Source organism: Glycomyces amatae, assembly GCF_020991375.1.
In the GTDB taxonomy this organism is placed as follows: domain Bacteria; phylum Actinomycetota; class Actinomycetes; order Mycobacteriales; family Micromonosporaceae; genus Glycomyces; species Glycomyces amatae.
This window is the reverse complement of sequence record NZ_JAJLQZ010000010.1, coordinates 76,507-93,436: the sequence shown is the minus strand read 5'-3', so window position 1 is coordinate 93,436 and position 16,930 is coordinate 76,507. Positions and strand designations below refer to the sequence as shown.

The window sequence follows — 16,930 nt, the reverse complement described above, 5'->3', positions numbered from 1 at the left end:
CCCCCTCAGAGCTCGTCGGCTTCGAGCCTGGTGAAACCGGGTACTTCGTTGGGCACCTGGAGCTCCACCTTGCCGTCGTCGGTCATGTTGGTGCCGGACTGGACGATCGACTTGGTGAGCGCGGAGGCGAACTCGTGGAGGGCCTTGCCGGGGCTCAGGGTGCCGTTCGCGATGAAGGACTTGAACGTGCCGATGGAGGCGATGGTGGCCTCGTCGACCGAGCCGAAGCCGAACGCGACGATGTTGGGGCGGGGCTTCCAGGCGGGGTCGGTGAGCCGGTCGTAGTCGTCCTTCCATTCGTAGTTCGGCTGGCCGTCGGAGAGGAAGAACGCGGCGGGGCGGTAGACGCGGCAGCCGTCGTTCTTGAGCTGGGCCACGTCGGCGTCGATCGTGTCGCGCAGCAGTTTGAAGGCCGCGCCGAAGTTGGTGCCGCCCTTGACGGCCAGGCCCGCCATCTGGGTGACCTCGCTGAGGTCGGACAGTTCGAGGAGGACCTCGGCGTCGTCGGAGAAGCCGATCACGCCGAAGCGGGTCTTGTCCGCCACGACCGGGTCGGAGCCGACGGCGGCGTGGAGTTCGCGCAGTCCGTTGTTCAGGTCGTCGATGACGTTCGCCATCGAGTAGGACTCGTCGCACACCACGTAGAAGGGAAGGACTTGTTCCATGGGTTCATCTCTCTCGTTTGATGCCGAACCAGCCGCGCTTGGGCGGGACCACCGCCGGGAGCAGCCCGGGGGACTGCCCGATGTGGTCGCCGAGGTACTGGACGGACCGGGCGAGCCCGTCGAGCGCGGCGTGCAGTTGCAGGTTGGAGTGCTCGACGGCGTCGAGCTGGTGCTTCAGTCGGGGATCGACGTCGACCTGGACGGTGTCGCTGAGCTTCGCGGCGATCGCCTCGCCGGCGCGGCGCAGCTCGTCGGCCAGTTCGGTCTGCCGCTCGGCGATCGCCTCGGCCAGTGCGCGGGCGTCCTCCTCGCGGTTGTCGCGCAGGAGCCGGCCGACGGCGTCGCGGTGGCGCTCGCCCTGGCCGACCGCCTCGATGACGAGGTCGCCGACGCGGCGCAGCACGTCGGCCGCCTCGGTCTGCTGGTCGGCCAGGCCGGTCCGCAGGTCGGCGGCGACCTCGGCGATGTCGCGGGCGACGGCGGCGCCGGCGTCCTGGAAGACCTGGGCGGCCTTGGACTGCTCGGCGCCGACGGTGGCGCCGAGCCGGTCCGTGGCGGCGGCGATCTCGCGGGCGCCGCCGTCGAGGCCGGCGACGACGGCCCGGAACTCCCCGGTCGAGTCGGCGAGCGCGGCGAGGTCGGCCTGGACGCTGCGGACGGTGTCGACCAGGGCCTCGATGAGGTCGGCGGAGTGGGCGACCATCTCGGCGAGCTGCCGCTCGGCCTCCTCGCCGGTGGCGCGCGGGGCGGCGTTCAAGTGGAGTCCGGCCTCGGTGAGGGCGGCGTCGACGCGGTCGCGCAGGTCCGCTTCGGACCGCGCGTCGCGGTCGTGCTCGAGGCGCTGGCACCATTCGACCGCGGCCGAGACGGCGATGAGCACGAGGATGCAGACGACGACGGTGAAGGCCATCCGGTCGAAGCTGAGCATGAGTTCGCCGTCGAAGCCGCTGAGCCAGTCGCGGAAGAAGCTCTGGGCGCCCAGGTCGGCGTCGGCGTCGAGCTGTCGCCGGTAGGCGTCGACGGCGCCGTGGATGCCCCACCAGGACACCAGCAGCGGCAGGAAGACGACGGCGGCGCGGAGGATGTAGAGCCCCTGGAGCACCCTGCCGCGGGTGCGCGGGCCCGGGTCGAGCGGGAGGTTCGCGAAGACGGCGTGGAGGGGCATGTCCCTCCAGCCGCGGGCCTCGTCGGGGTCGCGCAGGGCGCCCGCGAGGGAGCGCAGCTGCCTGGCGCGCCCGGCGAACTCCTCGCGGGAGGCCAGGTCCTCCAGCTCTTTCGCGGTGGCGTCGGCGGCGTCGGTGCCCGGTCCGTACTTCGACATCGGCATGGGCGGGGCCGCCGCCGCGGGGGCGGGGACCACGCGCTGGTTCGGGAACATGATCATGGTTCGTCCTCCAGGACGCTCAGACGACGAGCAGGAACAGTTCGATCTGGAGCGTGCCGACGTCGATGTCCTCTTTGCCGCTCGAGGTCCAGAAGTGGCGGGTCGGCGCGTCGCCGAAGAGCTCGGGGAAGGCGGCCACCATGACCTCGTTGGCGGCCTCGGCCATCGCGCCGCCGACGCCGGGCTCGACCGCGCCGCCGAAGGTCAGGGCGAAGCCGACCGTGTAGCCCTCGGCGACCAGGGCGGCGAAGTCGTCTTCGAGGTCCGCGACGAGGGCCTTCTCGGCGCCCGAGTCGCCGTCGATGAGCCCCGCGCCGTCGGAGTCGACGTAGAAGACGTGGGGTTCGGACTGGACGCCGGGCTCGACGGTCGGCGAGGGCTCCGGCGTGGGCGAGGGGGTCGGGGAGGGCGAGGCGGTGGTCTCCTCGGCGGCCTCGGCGTCGACGGGCGGGAAGTCGGCGGCCACGGCGATGGTGATGATGAACAGCAGCAGCGCCAGGTCGGCGAAGAGCCATCCTGCGAGCGACAGCGGTGACGAGGAGTCGACGCTTCTGAAGTTGCGACGTCCGAAGGACACTGGAGAACTCCCGGGGGGTACGGGATCGGCGACGGATGGAGAGCACTCTACGGCAGCGGCGCCATGCGCGCTGTCCGCAGAATGCTCGGTCCGAGGCTAATCCCGGCGCCCCGGGAGGGGTCCCGGCGGGCGTTACGCCCAGGAAAGGCCCAGTTCGCTGAAGAGGCGGCCTTGGCGGGCGGCGTCCTCGACGGCCTGGTCGGCGCCCTTGAGGACGGTCACCGTGTCGTCTTCCACCCGTTCGAGTGAAGCGGCGTCGACCAGGCGCGGGATCGGGTCGTTCAGGACCGTCTCCAGGACGCCGGTGAAGGTCTTCGCGCGGCGCAGGCCCGAGATGAGGCCGACGCCCCGCTGCCGGTGCGCGAGGAGGTTGTCGAGCAGGTCGGTGCGGCCGTACTGCTTCGGCTCGGTCTCGCCGGGCAGGAGGAGGCGGTCGGTCGGGTACTCGAACCAGGCCTCGCCCTCGGTGCCGCGCACGTAGACGTCGCCCTCGAGCTTGCGGTCGCCGCAGACGGTCACCGCGACGGTGATCCGCACGCCGTTGAGGTTGGTGCCGCGCCACACCGCGGTGTCGTCCACTTCGATCCGCTCGCGGGTGCGCAGGCGCTCGAGCTCGATCGGGCCCGCGAGGGGCCAGTCCCCCGCCAGCGCGATGGCCTCCTGGGAGGCGTGCGCGAACGGGTTCGCGAGGGCGCCGTCGGCGATGAGGACGCCGTTCGCCTCGCGCTTGCCGGCCCACGGGGAGCGGCGGTAGTAGGAGTCGGGGCGGCGCCAGGAGCCGGCGACGCCGACGGCCTCGACCCGCCCGAGCCGGCCGGCCTCGATCGCGTCGCGCAGGGCGTTGAACGCGTGGGAGCCGAGGGCCTGGAACCCGACCTGGACGTTGCGGCCGGTCTCGGTCATCACTTCGTAGAGCCGCCGGTACTCCTCGAGGTTCGCGACGGGGGGCTTCTCGAGGTAGACGTCGCTGCCGCGGCGCATGGCGTCGCTCGCGATCGGCAGGTGGGTCGGCGGCGGCGTCGCGATGATCACCACGTCCGGGTCGGTCTCGTCGAGCAGCTTCCGGTAGTCGTCGAAGACGGGGATGTCTCCGACGGGGGCCTGCTCGTCCTCGTGGACCTCGGCGGTGTCGCACATCCCGACGAACGCGATCTCCCCGCGCCGGCGGCGCGGTTCGAGGTTGCGGCGGTGGTGCAGGCCGTAGCCGTTGGCGCCCACGAGGGCGATCCGCGGAAGAGAGGGCCGGGGCGGAGCCCCGTCGGGTCCGGGCGGCGGCGGGCTGGCGGGCGGGGTCTTGTCGGTCACAGGTGCTCCAGGGTGGTGGCGACGCCGTGCCGGTCGAGTTCGCGCAGCCATTTGGCGGCGGCCCGGCGCAGCTGGTGGTGGTCCGCGACGGCCGCGGGGACGAGGTCGAGGCCGAGGATCGCGTCGACGCGCGCGGCCGGGTCGGACCCGGCCGCCGCGAGGTTGCGGCGGATGACGTCCCGCAGCGGGTCGTCAAGGGGCAGTTCGGCGCCGGAGTCGCTGCGGCCGGCGCAGAAGCGGGTCCAGGCGGCGAGCGGCAGGGCGATGAGGTCGAGGTCGACGCCCGCTTCGGCGAGGTCGGCGATCGTCGCGAAGAGCCGCTGCGGGAGCTTCTGGGAGCCGTCCATGGCGATCTGGACGCACCGGTGCCGGATGCCGGGGTTGGCGAAGCGCTCGAGGACGCTCTCGCCATACGCGACCGTGTCCTGCCCGTCGGGCGGGGTGAGGCTCGGCGCGATCTGCTCGGCGATGAGCCAGCGCGCGAAGTCCTCGGCCCCCGGGAGGGCGAGGGTCTCGCTGACGGTCTCGACGTCGGCGAGGGCCCCGAGGTAGGCGAGGGTGGAGTGGACCCCGTTGAGGGTGCGCAGTTTCAGGCGCTCCCATCCGGCGACGTCGTCGGTGAAGGTCGCGTCCCAGTCGGGCCGGGGCCCGGCGAAGTCGTCCTCGATGACCCACTGGGTGAACGGCTCGGCCTCGACGGCGGCGAGGTCGGCGACGCCGAGTCCGGCCAGGGCCCGCTCGTAGGTCGCGGGGGTGGACGCGGGGACGATCCGGTCGACCATGCTGGAGGGGAAGGTGACGTGCTCCTCGGCCCAGGCGCGGGTGGCACCGGTCTTGTCGGCGCCGTCGAGGAGGGGCTCGACGGCGGCGCGGGTGGTCCTGCCGTTGTCGGGCAGGTTGTCGCAGCACAGGACGGTCAGGGGCGCGCCGTGGCGGGCGGCCCGGCGGGCGAGGCCCTCGGCGAGGAGCCCGGGGACGCCCCGCGGGTCGCGGTAGGCCTTCTCGGTGACGGTGAGGGTGACGACGTGGGTCGTCTCGGCCGCGACGAGGTCGAGGGCCCGCTCGCGCTCGGTCGCGACGTGGAGGGTGTCCACGATGGAGCCGATCACGCGCATGTCGGCGCCCTCGGGGCCGAGGGTCGCGACGGTGAACAGGCCGTCCTGCGCGGCGAGGGCGTCGATGACGCCGCGCGAGCTCGGCGCGGCGACCGTGATGCCCCAGTCGGTGTCGTCGGTGTAGACGGCCTGGTGGGCGCGGTGGAAGGCGCCGGCGCCGAGGTGGAGGACGCCGGAGGTCTGGGGGCGGTCCCCGGGGACGCGCACGTCCCCGGGGAGCCGCTTGACGTTCTCGTTCGCTAGGACGTCGTTCATGAGCGCAGCCACGCGGGCCCGTTCGGGAAGGAGAACTCGGCGATGGACTCGTCCTTGAGGGTCACCGAGTACCCCGGCTGCGTCGGCAGGCGGTAGCGGCCGTCGACCACGGTCACCGGGTCGGTGTAGTGCTCGTGCAGGTGGTCGACGTACTCGATCATGCGGCCCTCCAGCGTCCTGCCGATGCGAAGGTACTCGAACATACCGAGGTGCTGCACGTACTCGCACAGCCCCACGCCGCCGGAGTGCGGGCAGACCTCGACGCCGTGCTTGGCGGCCATGAGGAGGGTCGCGAGGACCTCCGGGACGCCGCCGACGCGGCAGGCGTCGATCTGGCAGACGCGGATGGCCTCGGCCTGGAGGAGCTGCTTGAAGATGACGCGGTTGGCGGCGACCTCGCCGGTGGCGACCCGGATCGGGGCCACGGCCTTGGCGATCTTCGCGTGGCCGAGGATGTCGTCGGGGTGGGTGGGCTCCTCGATCCAGTACGGGTCGAACGCGGCGAGCTGCCGCATGTTCGCGATCGCCTCGGGGACCGACCAGATCTGGTTGGCGTCCATCATGAGCAGGCGGTCGGGGCCGAGCACGTCGCGGATGATCCGGGCGCGGCGCACGTCGTCGGCGACGTCGGGCGAGCCGACCTTCATCTTGGCGGCGGTCCAGCCGTCGGCGACGGCCTGCTCGGTGAGGGCCCGGACCTTGTCGTCGGAGTAGCCGAGCCAGCCCACGGAGGTGGTGTAGGCGGGGAAGCCGTCGTTCTCGAGGACCTTGAGGCGGTCCTCGTAGCCGACGCGGCCCTCGTCGAGGATCGCCTCGGCCTCGGCGGGGGTGAGCTCGTCCTCGATGTGCCGGTAGTCGATCTGGGCGGCGAGCTCGGCGGAGTCCATCTCGGCGAGGAGGCGCCACATGGGCTTGCCCTCGAGCTTGGCGCGCAGGTCCCACACGGCGTTGACGATGGCGCCGACGGCCATGTGGGTGGCGCCCTTCTCGGGGCCGAGCCAGCGGATCTGCGGTTCCTGGACGAGGGAGCGGGAGAACTCGACCGGATTGGCGAAGATCTCCTCGACGGTCCTGCCGACCACCAGGTGCCTGAAGGCCCGCACGGCCGAGGCGACGATCTCGGTGCCGCGACCGCCGGTGAAGGTGAAGCCGGTGCCGGTGGGGCCGCCGTCGGTGAACAGCTCCACGTAGCAGGCCGAGTAGTCGGCGCGGTTGATCGAGTCCGAACCGTCGCCGGCGGTGGCGGTGGGGAACCGCACGTCGTGGACCTCGAGTCGTTCGATCCTGGTCGACACAGAAGAAGGCATCGCGTTTACTCCGGTTGGGGGGAAGTCGAGCGGGGCGGGACGGTCGGGCCGGGCGACGGGTGCCGGTCCAGTCCGTAGATCCTGCGAGGGAGGTTATAGGCGAGGTCGACGGCCACTTCGGCGGCCTCGTCCTCGGTCATGCGGTGCTCGGCGACCAGGCGCGCGAGGTAGGAGGCGTCGATCCGGCGGGCCACGTCGTGCCGGGCCGGGATCGAGCAGAACGCGCGGGTGTCGTCCACGAATCCGGCCGTGTTGTAGAACCCGGCGGTCTCGTGCACGGTCTCGCGGAAGCGCCGCATGCCCTCGGGCGAGTCGAGGAACCACCAGGGCGCGCCCGCGAAGACGGCGGAGTAGCCGCCGGCGAGGGGGGCGATCTCGCGGCTGAACACCGTCTCGTCGAGGGTGTAGAGCACGATCCGGAAGCGCGGGTGGTTGCCGAAGGCGTCGAGCAGGGGCTTGATGGAGCGCGTGTACTCGGTGGCCGCGGGGATGTCGCCGCCGACGTCGCGGCCCCAGCCCTCGTAGAGCCACTGGTTGTGGTTGCGCTCCGAGCCCGGGTGGAGCTGCATGACCAGGCCGTCCTCGACGCTCATGCGGGCGAACTCGACCAGCATGAGGGCGGGGAAGAGGCGGTGCTCCTCGCCTTCCAGGTCGCCGGCGAGGGCCTTCTGGAAGATCTCGGCGGCCAGTTTCGGGTCGTCGAGGGCCATCGCGGTCCGGTTGCCGTGGTCGGAGCAGGTGGCGCCGGCGGCGATGAAGTCCTGGCGGCGGGCCCGCAGCGCGGCGAGGAAGCCGTCGAAGGCGGTCGTGTCCTCGCCGGTGATCTCCCCCAGCTTCGCGACGCGGTCCCTCCAGCCGGGCCAGTCGGGTTCGACCAGGTTGTCCGGGCGGAAGGTCGTGACGACCTTGCCGCCCTTCCCGCCCCAGCGGCGGCCGCCGGCGGCCGGGAGCGCCGCGAGCGCCGCGTGCGGCTCCAGCGAGTCGATCGGGGACTCGGTGGTCGCGAGCACCTCGATGTTGAAGCGGTCGAACAGGGCCCGGGGCCGGTACGCCGGTTCGGCGAGCCGCGCCGAGAGGTGGTCGTAGAACTCGTCGGCGGTGTCGGCGCCGAGCTCCTTGTAGATCCCGAAGACCTCCGCGAAGGTGTGGTCGAGCCACAGCTTCGAGGGGGTGCCGCGGAACAGGTGGTAGTGCTCGGCGAAGCGGCGCCAGATCGTGCGCCCGTCGACTTCGGACGGCTCGCCCTCGGCCGAGGGGACGCCCAGTTCGCCGGGGGTCGCGCCCTGGCTGAAGAGCATCCGGGTCAGGTAGTGGTCGGGGACGACGAACAGCCGCGCGGGGTCGGGGAACGGCCGGTTCTCCGACATCAGGCGCGGGTCGACGTGGCCGTGCGGGCTCACCAGCGGCAGGTCGGTGGTGCGCTGGTGGATCTCGCGGGCGATCAGTCGGGTGCGTTCGTCGGCCGGGAACAGCCGGTCGGGGTGGAGGCCCATCGGAACCCTTACTTCTTGAGGAGGTCGGCGACCGAAACCGGTTGCCCGGTCGCGATGGATTCGTTCGAGGCCAGGCCCGCGGCCAGGGCGTTCACGCCGTCCTGGGCGTTCGCGGAGCGGTCGTGCGGGTCGGTGTCGCCGTCGAAGAGGACGCCGAGCATCCGGACGTCGCCGCCGCCGTGGCCGGCGCGGTTGTACTCGCCCAGGTCGATCTTGGTGGGCTTGGTCCAGAACGGGTGGAGGGTCAGCTCGTACCAGCCCTCCTCGGGGGCGGCGTGCGTGCCGTGGACGCTGGCGCCGTTCGGGCCCTTGAGCGCGGGGTTGACGTGGTCGTTCTCGACCACGAGCAGCTCGAGGCGGCCCTGGGTCCCGTTGAAGTGGACCCGGTAGCCCTCCCAGGGCGAGTAGGCGGTGAGCCGGTAGGAGAGCGTGACGCCCGAGTCGTAGTCCACCAGGGCCATCATGTCGTCGTAGATGGTGACGCCGGGGGCGAAGACGCATCGGTCGCGGATGTAGCCGTCCTCGTCCTCGGCGTCCAGGTAGAGGGCCTTGAGCTGGGTGTTCTCGGCCATGTGGAGCGCGAAGGGGTCGTCGGAGGCCAGGGAGGAGCCGTGGACGCGGTCGTAGCCGCGGTCGTGGCCGGTGCGTTTGCCGTTCTCGCCGTAGAAGGCGAGGCGGCCCTTGGCGAAGGCGCGCACGGGCGCGGCGTCGAGCCACCAGTTGACCAGGTCGAAGTGGTGGCCGGACTTGTGGACGAGGAGGCCGCCGGAGTGCTCGGCCTCGCGGTGCCAGCGGCGGAAGTAGTCGGCGCCGTGGCGGGTGTCCAGGAGCCAGTCGAACCCGACGGAGGTGATCTCGCCGACGGCGCCCTCGCGCAGCAGCTCGGCGACCTTCTCGTGGAGGGGGTTGTAGCGGTAGTTGAAGGTGACGGTGACCGTGCCCTGGGACTTCGCCTCGGCCTCGAGGATGGCGGCGGCGTGCTCGGCGGTGGTGGTCAGCGGCTTCTCGGAGATGACGTGGCAATCGGCTGCCAAGGCGGCCAGGATGTACTCGTGGTGCGTGGCGTCCACCGAGGTGACGATGACCGTCTGGGGCTCGGTCTCGGCGAGGAGCCGGTCGAAGTCGGCGGCGGCGTAGACGGCGGGGGCCGCGGCGCCGGCGTCCTCGATGGCCTTGACGTGGTGGGCGATCCGCTTGGGGTTGGTGTCCGCGAGCGCGACGAGGCTGGTCGTGTCGCTCCGCTCGATGATGGCCCTGACGTACATCGAGGCGCGCGATCCGGTCCCGACGATGGCATAGCGGTGCGGCTGGCCTGACATGTGACTCCTTCGTCTGCGAGGTTCTGGTAAACGCTATCTGAGAACCTGGCGGCAGACAAGGGCCGGACCCGTCACAACATGTCGATATCGCGTGCACGGCGGGCGCGGCTCGGCGACCTGCGCATGCACGCGATCTGCTCCCGGGCCGCCCGGACGGGGCGGCCCGCCGCCTAATGCGGGTCGGACGCGGTGAAGGGCGGCTTCACGACGCGCACCGGCAACCGGCGGCCGCGCACGTCCAGCTCGAGCTCGGCGCCCGGCTTGTACGCGGCGTCCAGGAGCGCCAGCGCGACGCCCTTCTTCAGGGTCGGCGCGTGCGTGCCCGAGGTGGTCTCGCCGACCGCCCGTTCGCCGTCGGGGGCGGCGTCGTTGAGAGCAGGGTCGTTGGCGGGGTCGTTGAGGGCAGGGTCGTTGAGGGCAGGGTCGAGGACGGTCATGTGGGCGCGCGGGACGCCCCTGCCGGTGGCCTCCAGGCCCCACAGGCGCCGCTTCGGCCCCGCGGACCGCTCCGCCTCGAGCGCGGCCTTGCCCCAGAACTCGGGCTTGTCCCAGCCGATCGCCCAGTTCAGGCGCGCCTGCACGGGCGTGATGTCCATGCTCAGGTCCTGGCCGTGCAGGGGGTAGCCCATCTCCAGGCGCAGCGTGTCCCTGGCGCCGAGCCCGCACGGGGCCGCGCCGGCGACGAGCATCGCGTCCCACAGGTCCCCCGCCGCCTCGTTCGGGACGACCAGCTCGTAGCCGGTCTCGCCGGTGTAGCCGGAGCGGCAGACGATGACGTCGGCGTGGTCGACCAGGTGCTCCCGGAAGGTCATGTAGTCGTGGTCGTGCGGCAGCCCGAGGTACCGCAGGATGCCCGGCGAGTCCGGGCCCTGGACCGCGATCACCGCGAACGAGTGGTGCACGTCGCGCACCTCGATCCCTTCGGGCGCGGCCTCGGACAGGCGCCGCGCGACCTCGGCGGTGTTGGCGGCGTTGGGGATCAGGAAGACCTCGTCGTCGCTGAAGCGGTAGGCGATGAGGTCGTCGACCACGCCGCCGGACTCGTCGAGGCACAGCGTGTACTGGGCCCCGCCGGCGCCGATCCGGTCCAGGTCGTTCGCCAGGCAGCGGTTCGCGAAGGCCGCCGCGCCCGGCCCGCGCACCCACACCTTGCCCAGGTGGGAGACGTCGAAGACGCCGACCCGGGTGCGCACCGCCTGGTGCTCGGCGAGCACCCCGCTCGGGTACTGGAGCGGCATGTCCCAGCCGGCGAACTCGGCGAACTTGGCGCCGAGGGCCGCGTGACGGGTGTGCAGCGGCGAGGTCAGCAGTGGCGTGGGTTCAGGCAAGTCGGACATGGGAGAGAGCCTATCGCGCGTCCCAGTGGCTAGGATCGGAGCATTTGATCCCCGAAACCCGCACACGTAAGGATGGATCGTGACTGATCTGATCAGCGCCTCCGGCGACCTGGCCGCCGCCGAGGCCGCCGTGCTCGTCGTCGGCGTCTTCTCCGGCGAGGACGCCCCCGAGATCCCCGAGAGCGCCGCGGGCGTCGACGCCGCCTTCGGCGGCCGCCTCGCCCGGCAGCTCGCCGACCTCGGCAACACCGGCGGGGCCTCCTCGCTGACGCGCCTGCCCGCACCCGAGGGGCTCGCCGCGGGCCTCGTGTACGCGGTGGGCCTGGGCGACGCCGAGGACCTGGACGACGAGACCCTGCGCCGCGCCGCCGGCACCGCCGTCCGGGCCGCGTTCGGCAAGGACTCCGTCGCCATCGCGTTCGAGGGCGACCCCGGGGCCACCGCGGTCGGCGCGGCCCTGGGCGCCTACCGGTTCGAGGGCTACAAGACCGACGGGGGCGGCGACGAGCCGCCCGCCGCCGTGAGCGTCTACGGCGCGACCGAGGAGGCCCTGCGCAAGGCCGCCGTGCTCGCCGAGAGCGTCGCGCTCGTCAAGGACTGGGCCGACGCCCCCGCGAACCTCCTGCGCCCGCCGACCTTCGCCGCCGAGATTCGGCAGGCCGCCCTCGACGCGGGGCTGGAGGTCGAGGTCCTCGACGCCGAGGCGCTCTCGGCGGGCGGCTACGGCGGCGTCCTCGCCGTCGGCGGCGGCTCCGCGGCCGAGCCGCGCCTGGTCCGCCTCTCCTACCGGCCCGAGGGCGCGGCCAAGCACGTCGCGCTCGTCGGCAAGGGCATCACCTTCGACTCCGGCGGCATCAACGTCAAGCCGGGCGCGGGCATGTGGGACATGAAGGGCGACATGGCGGGGGCCGCGGCCGTCGTCGGCGCCACTGTCGCCGCCGCGAAGCTGGGCCTGAACGTGGCCGTGACCTGCACCGTCGCACTGGCCGAGAACATGCTGTCGGGCTCCTCGTACCGCCCGTCCGATGTGCTCACCATCCGCAACGGCATGACCGTGGAGATCCTCAACACCGACGCCGAGGGCCGCCTGGTGCTCGCCGACGCGATCTCGCGCGCCCTGGAGGACGAGCCCGACGCGCTCTACGACGTCGCGACCCTCACCGGCGGGCAGGTCATCGCCCTCGGCAAGCGGACCATGGGCCTCATGGGCACCGACGCGGAGACCGAGCGGCTGCGCCGCCTCGGCGAGGAGACCGGCGAGCCCGGCTGGGCGATGCCGTTCCCGGAGGACCTGGTCAAGCTCATGGAGTCCTCGATCGCCGACGTGTCGCAGTGCGCGACCGGCCTCAAGCGGGACGGGCACATGATCCAGGGCGGGATCTTCCTGTCGAAGTTCGTGCCCGAGGACCTGCCGTGGGCGCACCTGGACATCGCCGGGCCCGCCGACTCGGACTCGGCGTACGGGTACATCAGCAAGGGCGCGACCGGGCGGCCGCTGCGGACGCTGGTGGCGCTGCTGGAGGAGTTCGCCGCTTAGGGCGAGGAGGACGGGGCGCGGCAGGCCGCGCCCCGTCCTCACCGCCATGTGGCGGGACGGTGCGCGGAAGTTTGCGCGATCGTTGCCGGAAAGGGGCCTCGACCCGCCTACTGGCGGCGCTGCTGCTCGAGTTTCCGACGGGCGTCGAAGTCGCGCTTGCGCTGCGGGTAGCCGGTCTTGGCGACCTCGTAGACCGGGACGTTGTGCTTGCGGCCCAAGGCGAACGCCCCCGCCGGTCCGTCGACCCGGCGCCGCGTCCACTCGCCGTCGTGGGCGATGAGCATGACCGTGGTCTCGGTGACGGTGGTCTTCGGCTCGAGGTAGGCCTCGACGCCCTGGCGCGTCTTGATGAAGTCGATGAGATGGCGCTGGTCCACGTTGTCGGAGGCTCGGTCCAGCGTTCCCTTGCCCTGTTTCTTCTTCCGTCCGAACAAGCCCACTGTCGATCCTTCCGCACCCGACGACGCGTCGAATTCCAAGCGTACACACGCCTGCTCACGCCTGTGTCCAGCCGCACACGAACATGACTTTCCGAAGCCCCTGCCAAGCGGTTGAATGGTGTTGCACACTCCATTCCATCGGGCTAGTCGTCCACAGCGCCGCGTCCGGTGGAAGGATGGACCGCGAACCTAAGCATCGTTAAGTCAGGGAGAGCTATGAGCGACCCGAACGCAGGATACGACGTGGTGATCCTGGGCGGTGGCAGCGGCGGCTACGCCAGCGCATTCCGCGCGGCCGAGCTGGGGCTGTCGGTGGCCTTGATCGAGAAGGACAAGGTCGGCGGCACCTGTCTGCACCGCGGGTGCATCCCCACCAAGGCCCTGCTGCACGCCGGCGAGGTCGCCGACACGGCGCGCGAGTCCGAGCAGTTCGGCGTCCTCGCCGAGTTCAAGGGCGTCGACATGCCGGCGGTCAAGAAGTACAAGGACGACGTCGTGTCGCGCCTGTACAAGGGCCTCCAGGGCCTGGTCAAGGCCCACAAGGTCGAGTTCATCCAGGGCTCCGGCAAGCTCGTCGGCCCGAACGCGGTCCAGGTCGACGACGGTCGGACCGTCACCGGGCGCAACATCGTCCTGGCGACCGGCTCGTACTCCAAGACCCTCCCGGGCCTGGAGATCGACGGCGAGAGGATCATCGCCTCCGAGCACGCGCTCGAGCTCACCGAGCTGCCGAACAAGGCCATCGTCATCGGCGGCGGCGTCATCGGCGTCGAGTTCGCCTCCGCCTGGAAGTCGCTCGGCGTCGAGGTCGAGATCATCGAGGGCCTCCCCCGCCTCATCGCCGCCGAGGACGCCGACTCCTCCAAGCAGCTCGAGCGCGCGTTCCGCAAGCGCGGCATCAAGTTCCACACCGGCAAGTTCTTCGAGAAGGTCGAGAGGACCGCCTCCGGCGTCCAGGTGACGATCCAGGGCGGCACCGTCGTCGAGGGCGACCTCGTGCTCGTGGCCGTCGGCCGCGGCCCGGTCACCGCCGGCCTGGGTTACGAGGAGCAGGGCGTCAACGTCGACCGCGGCTTCGTGCTCGTCGACGAGAACCTCCAGACGAACGTCCCGGGCGTGTACGCCGTCGGCGACATCGTCCCGGGCATCCAGCTCGCGCACCGCGGTTTCCTCCAGGGCATCCACGTCGCCGAGCGCATCGCGGGCCTGAACCCGGCCCCGATCGACGAGACCGGCATCCCGCGCGTGACCTTCACCGAGCCCGAGGTGGCCTCGGTGGGCCTCAACGAGGACAAGGCCAAGGAGCAGTACGGCGAGGACAAGATCAAGTCCGTCACCTTCAACCTGGCAGGGAACGGCAAGTCGATCATCCTCAAGACCCAGGGCTTCATCAAGCTCGTCTCGGTCGAGGACGGCCCCATCGTCGGCGTCCACATGGTCGGCGCCCGCATCTCCGAGCAGATCGGCGAGGCGGAGCTGATCTACAACTGGGAGGCGTACGCGGACGACGTCGCGAACCTCATCCACATGCACCCGACGCAGAACGAGGCGATCGGCGAGGCGGCCATGCTGCTGGCCGGCAAGCCGCTCCACGTCCACGACTAAGCACGAGTACAGGAGTTGAACGAAACGATGTCGACATCGGTAACGATGCCCGCCCTCGGTGAGTCGGTCACCGAGGGGACCGTGACGCAGTGGCTCAAGAAGGAGGGCGACACGGTCGAGGTCGATGAGCCCCTTCTCGAGGTCTCGACCGACAAGGTGGACACCGAGGTGCCCTCCCCTGTGGCCGGCGTGCTGCTGAAGATCGTGGCGCCCGAGGACGCGGAGGTGGAGATCGGCGGCGAGCTGGCGATCATCGGCGACCCGTCCGAGGCCGGCGGCGGCGCCCCTGAGGCGCCCTCGCAGGAGCCCGCCGCGGCGCCCGAACCCGAGCCGGAGCCGGAGCCCGCTCCGGCCGCGCCCGCCGCCGAGCAGGCCCCGGCCCCCGCCGCGGAGGAGGCCCCGGCCGCCTCCGGCGGCGCCGAGGGCTCCGAGGTGCTGCTCCCCGAGCTGGGCGAGTCGGTCACCGAGGGGACCGTGACGCAGTGGCTCAAGGCCGTCGGCGACGACGTCGAGGTCGACGAGCCGCTGCTGGAGATCTCGACCGACAAGGTCGACACGGAGATCCCGTCCCCGGCCGCCGGCACGCTGCTGGAGATCCGCGTGAACGAGGACGAGACCGCCGAGGTCGGTTCCGTGCTCGCGATCATCGGCTCCGGCCAGGCCGCTCCGGCCGCCGCGCCGCAGGCCGAGCCGACGCCCGAGGTCAAGTCCGAGCCCGAGCCGGCGCCCGCTCCGGCCCGGTCCGAGGGGACCCCGACGAAGCCGGCCCCGGCCGAGCCCGAGACGGCCGCCGCTCCTGAGGCCGCCGCCCAGGACCGGGCCGCCTCGCCCGCCGCCCAGGCCCCCGCGGCCGCGCCGTCCGCATCGAAGCCCTCGGGCTCCTACGTGACGCCGCTGGTGCGCAAGCTCGCCTCGGAGAACGGCGTGGACCTCGACGAGGTCTCCGGCTCCGGCGTGGGCGGGCGCATCCGCAAGGAGGACGTCCAGGCCGTCATCGACGCCAAGAAGGCCCCCGAGCCCGCCGCGGCTCCGGCGCAGGCGGCCCCGGCGAAGGCCGCTCCGGCCAAGGTCGAGGTCAGCCCGCTGCGCGGCCGCACCGAGAAGATGTCGCGCCTGCGCCAGTCGGCGGCCAAGGCCCTGCTCTCCTCGATGCAGACCACGGCTCAGCTGACGACGGTGCGCGAAGTGGACGTCACCAAGGTGGCGAAGCTCCGCGCGGCGAAGAAGGACGAGTTCCTCGAGCGCCACGGTGTGAAGCTCTCATTCCTGCCGTTCTTCTCGGTCGCCGCGATCGAGGCGCTCAAGCAGTACCCGGTCGTCAACGCCTCCATGAACATGGAGGAGAAGACGGTCACGTACCCGGAGACCGAGAACGTCGGCTTCGCGGTGGACACGCCGAAGGGCCTCATCGTCCCGGTCGTCAAGGACGCCGGCGACCTCAACATCCCGGGCCTGGCCAAGCGGATCGCCGAGATCGCCAAGAAGGCCCGCGAAGGCGGCCTGGCGCCCGACGACCTGTTCGGGGCCACGTTCACCATCACCAACACCGGGTCGGTCGGCGCGCTGTTCGACACGCCGATCGTGCCGCTGGGCCAGTCGGCGATCCTCGGCACCGCCGCGATCGTCAAGCGCCCCCGCGTGATCAACGACCCGGAGCTGGGCGAGATCATCGCGGTGCGCTCGGTCATGCACCTGACGCTCAGCTACGACCACCGGCTCATCGACGGCGCCGACGCGGCCCGCTTCCTCGAAGCGGTCACCAAGCGCATCGAAGAGGGCAACTTCGAGCACCAGCTGGGCCTGTAGGGCCTGCGGGGCGATCGTCCGAAGGGGCGCGGCGGATCCGAGATCCGCCGCGCCCCTTCGGCGTTCCCGCACCCGGGCCCACCAGCGGTTCCGCAGTGGACCGCTCACAACGCGTGACCTCCTCAATTGCGGACATTCACCCGTAACCGTCGTCCCGTGTCTTCGTTGTTCCTACAACCCACCTTTTGTGACCCCACGCGGAAGTTAGGAACTCGAATGTCGATCGAGTACAACGAACTCCTCGCCATGCTGATGGAGACGCGCCCCGAATTCGCCACCGAGCTGTACAACTGCACACAGGGGCCCGACCTCCCCGCCTACGACTCGATCGCCGTGAGCCGCAGGACCATCACCCTCCCCAGGCAGCCCAACCGGCTGCGCGTGTGCGTCGCGGCGGCGTACGCCAAGGACGGCGAGCGGCTGCTCGCGCTGCTGTTCGACGCGGTGCTGGAACCCGATCCGGCGCAGGCCGAGTCGTGGCTCCAGTTCATGACGGACGCCCAGCGGGCGCTGAGCTGCATGGTGGCCTTCGTGGTGCTGTGCCGGGACGCGAAGACCGCGCGCTGGGCGCTGGCGTACAGCGAGGTCGGGGACATCGGCTGCTATGTGCTGCCGGTGGTGATTCCATCCTTGCTCGCGAGCGCCTAGAATAGGAACGGCCCCTCGCCGCCGTCCCCACCACGGCGGTGAGGGCCTCTCAGTCCACGGGCCCGCTCCGGGCACCGGCGCCCTCTGCCCGGCGCGTTTCGAACAGGGCCGAGATCCCGTGTCGGACCCCCGGGGCA

At 71.6% G+C, this 16,930-nt stretch carries 14 protein-coding genes; 4 read left to right on the top strand and 10 right to left on the bottom strand.

What is annotated here, in order from left to right; all coding sequences use genetic code 11:
• Positions 1-5 precede the first annotated feature (5 nt).
• The 9 genes from LO763_RS16645 to gcvT form a co-directional block, all read right to left on the bottom strand.
• A complete protein-coding gene (locus LO763_RS16645) occupies positions 6-665 on the bottom strand; it encodes a vWA domain-containing protein (RefSeq protein ID WP_230786376.1) in 660 nt (219 codons plus the stop codon).
• Positions 666-669: 4 nt separating this feature from the next.
• The gene (locus tag LO763_RS16640) at positions 670-2,049 is read right to left on the bottom strand and encodes a hypothetical protein (protein WP_230786374.1); all 1,380 of its coding nucleotides are present in this window, start codon (positions 2,047-2,049) and stop codon (positions 670-672) included.
• Positions 2,050-2,068: 19 nt separating this feature from the next.
• Positions 2,069-2,626, bottom strand: a complete 558-nt coding sequence (locus LO763_RS16635; RefSeq protein ID WP_230786373.1) for a hypothetical protein — start codon at positions 2,624-2,626, stop codon at positions 2,069-2,071.
• Between the two features lie 132 nt (positions 2,627-2,758).
• Entirely contained in the window at positions 2,759-3,931 is a 1,173-nt protein-coding gene (locus LO763_RS16630) for a Gfo/Idh/MocA family protein (RefSeq protein ID WP_230786371.1), read from the bottom strand.
• Entirely contained in the window at positions 3,928-5,301 is a 1,374-nt protein-coding gene (locus tag LO763_RS16625) for a mannitol dehydrogenase family protein (RefSeq protein ID WP_230786369.1), read from the bottom strand. The genes LO763_RS16630 and LO763_RS16625 overlap by 4 nt, the downstream gene beginning before the upstream one ends.
• Positions 5,298-6,608: an enolase C-terminal domain-like protein gene (locus LO763_RS16620; protein WP_255672625.1), complete on the bottom strand. Its 1,311-nt coding sequence runs from the start codon at positions 6,606-6,608 to the stop codon at positions 5,298-5,300. The genes LO763_RS16625 and LO763_RS16620 overlap by 4 nt, the downstream gene beginning before the upstream one ends.
• 5 nt (positions 6,609-6,613) lie before the next feature.
• Positions 6,614-8,101: a glucuronate isomerase gene (gene uxaC / locus LO763_RS16615; protein ID WP_230786366.1), complete on the bottom strand. Its 1,488-nt coding sequence runs from the start codon at positions 8,099-8,101 to the stop codon at positions 6,614-6,616.
• An 8-nt stretch (positions 8,102-8,109) separates the two neighbouring features.
• Positions 8,110-9,420 (bottom strand): Gfo/Idh/MocA family oxidoreductase, encoded by a 1,311-nt coding sequence (locus LO763_RS16610; protein WP_230786365.1) that lies wholly within the window; start codon positions 9,418-9,420, stop codon positions 8,110-8,112.
• A gap of 170 nt (positions 9,421-9,590) precedes the next feature.
• Complete coding sequence (gene gcvT, locus LO763_RS16605; protein ID WP_230786363.1) at positions 9,591-10,757, bottom strand: glycine cleavage system aminomethyltransferase GcvT; 1,167 nt, start codon at positions 10,755-10,757, stop codon at positions 9,591-9,593.
• Positions 10,758-10,836: 79 nt separating this feature from the next.
• Between gcvT and LO763_RS16600 the strand changes: the two genes are divergently transcribed.
• Entirely contained in the window at positions 10,837-12,294 is a 1,458-nt protein-coding gene (locus LO763_RS16600) for a leucyl aminopeptidase (protein ID WP_230786361.1), read from the top strand.
• A 107-nt stretch (positions 12,295-12,401) separates the two neighbouring features.
• Here the strand turns inward: LO763_RS16600 and LO763_RS16595 are convergent, their stop codons facing one another.
• Entirely contained in the window at positions 12,402-12,734 is a 333-nt protein-coding gene (locus LO763_RS16595) for an oxidoreductase (RefSeq protein WP_230786359.1), read from the bottom strand.
• A gap of 216 nt (positions 12,735-12,950) precedes the next feature.
• Between LO763_RS16595 and lpdA the strand changes: the two genes are divergently transcribed.
• From lpdA to LO763_RS16580, 3 genes are all read left to right on the top strand, one after another.
• Positions 12,951-14,339, top strand: a complete 1,389-nt coding sequence (gene lpdA / locus LO763_RS16590) for a dihydrolipoyl dehydrogenase (protein ID WP_230786358.1) — start codon at positions 12,951-12,953, stop codon at positions 14,337-14,339.
• A gap of 27 nt (positions 14,340-14,366) precedes the next feature.
• Positions 14,367-16,145, top strand: coding sequence for a 2-oxoglutarate dehydrogenase, E2 component, dihydrolipoamide succinyltransferase (gene sucB, locus LO763_RS16585; RefSeq protein WP_230786356.1), 1,779 nt, complete (start codon positions 14,367-14,369; stop codon positions 16,143-16,145).
• Positions 16,146-16,361: 216 nt separating this feature from the next.
• Complete coding sequence (locus LO763_RS16580; protein WP_230786354.1) at positions 16,362-16,793, top strand: hypothetical protein; 432 nt, start codon at positions 16,362-16,364, stop codon at positions 16,791-16,793.
• Positions 16,794-16,930 lie beyond the last annotated feature (137 nt).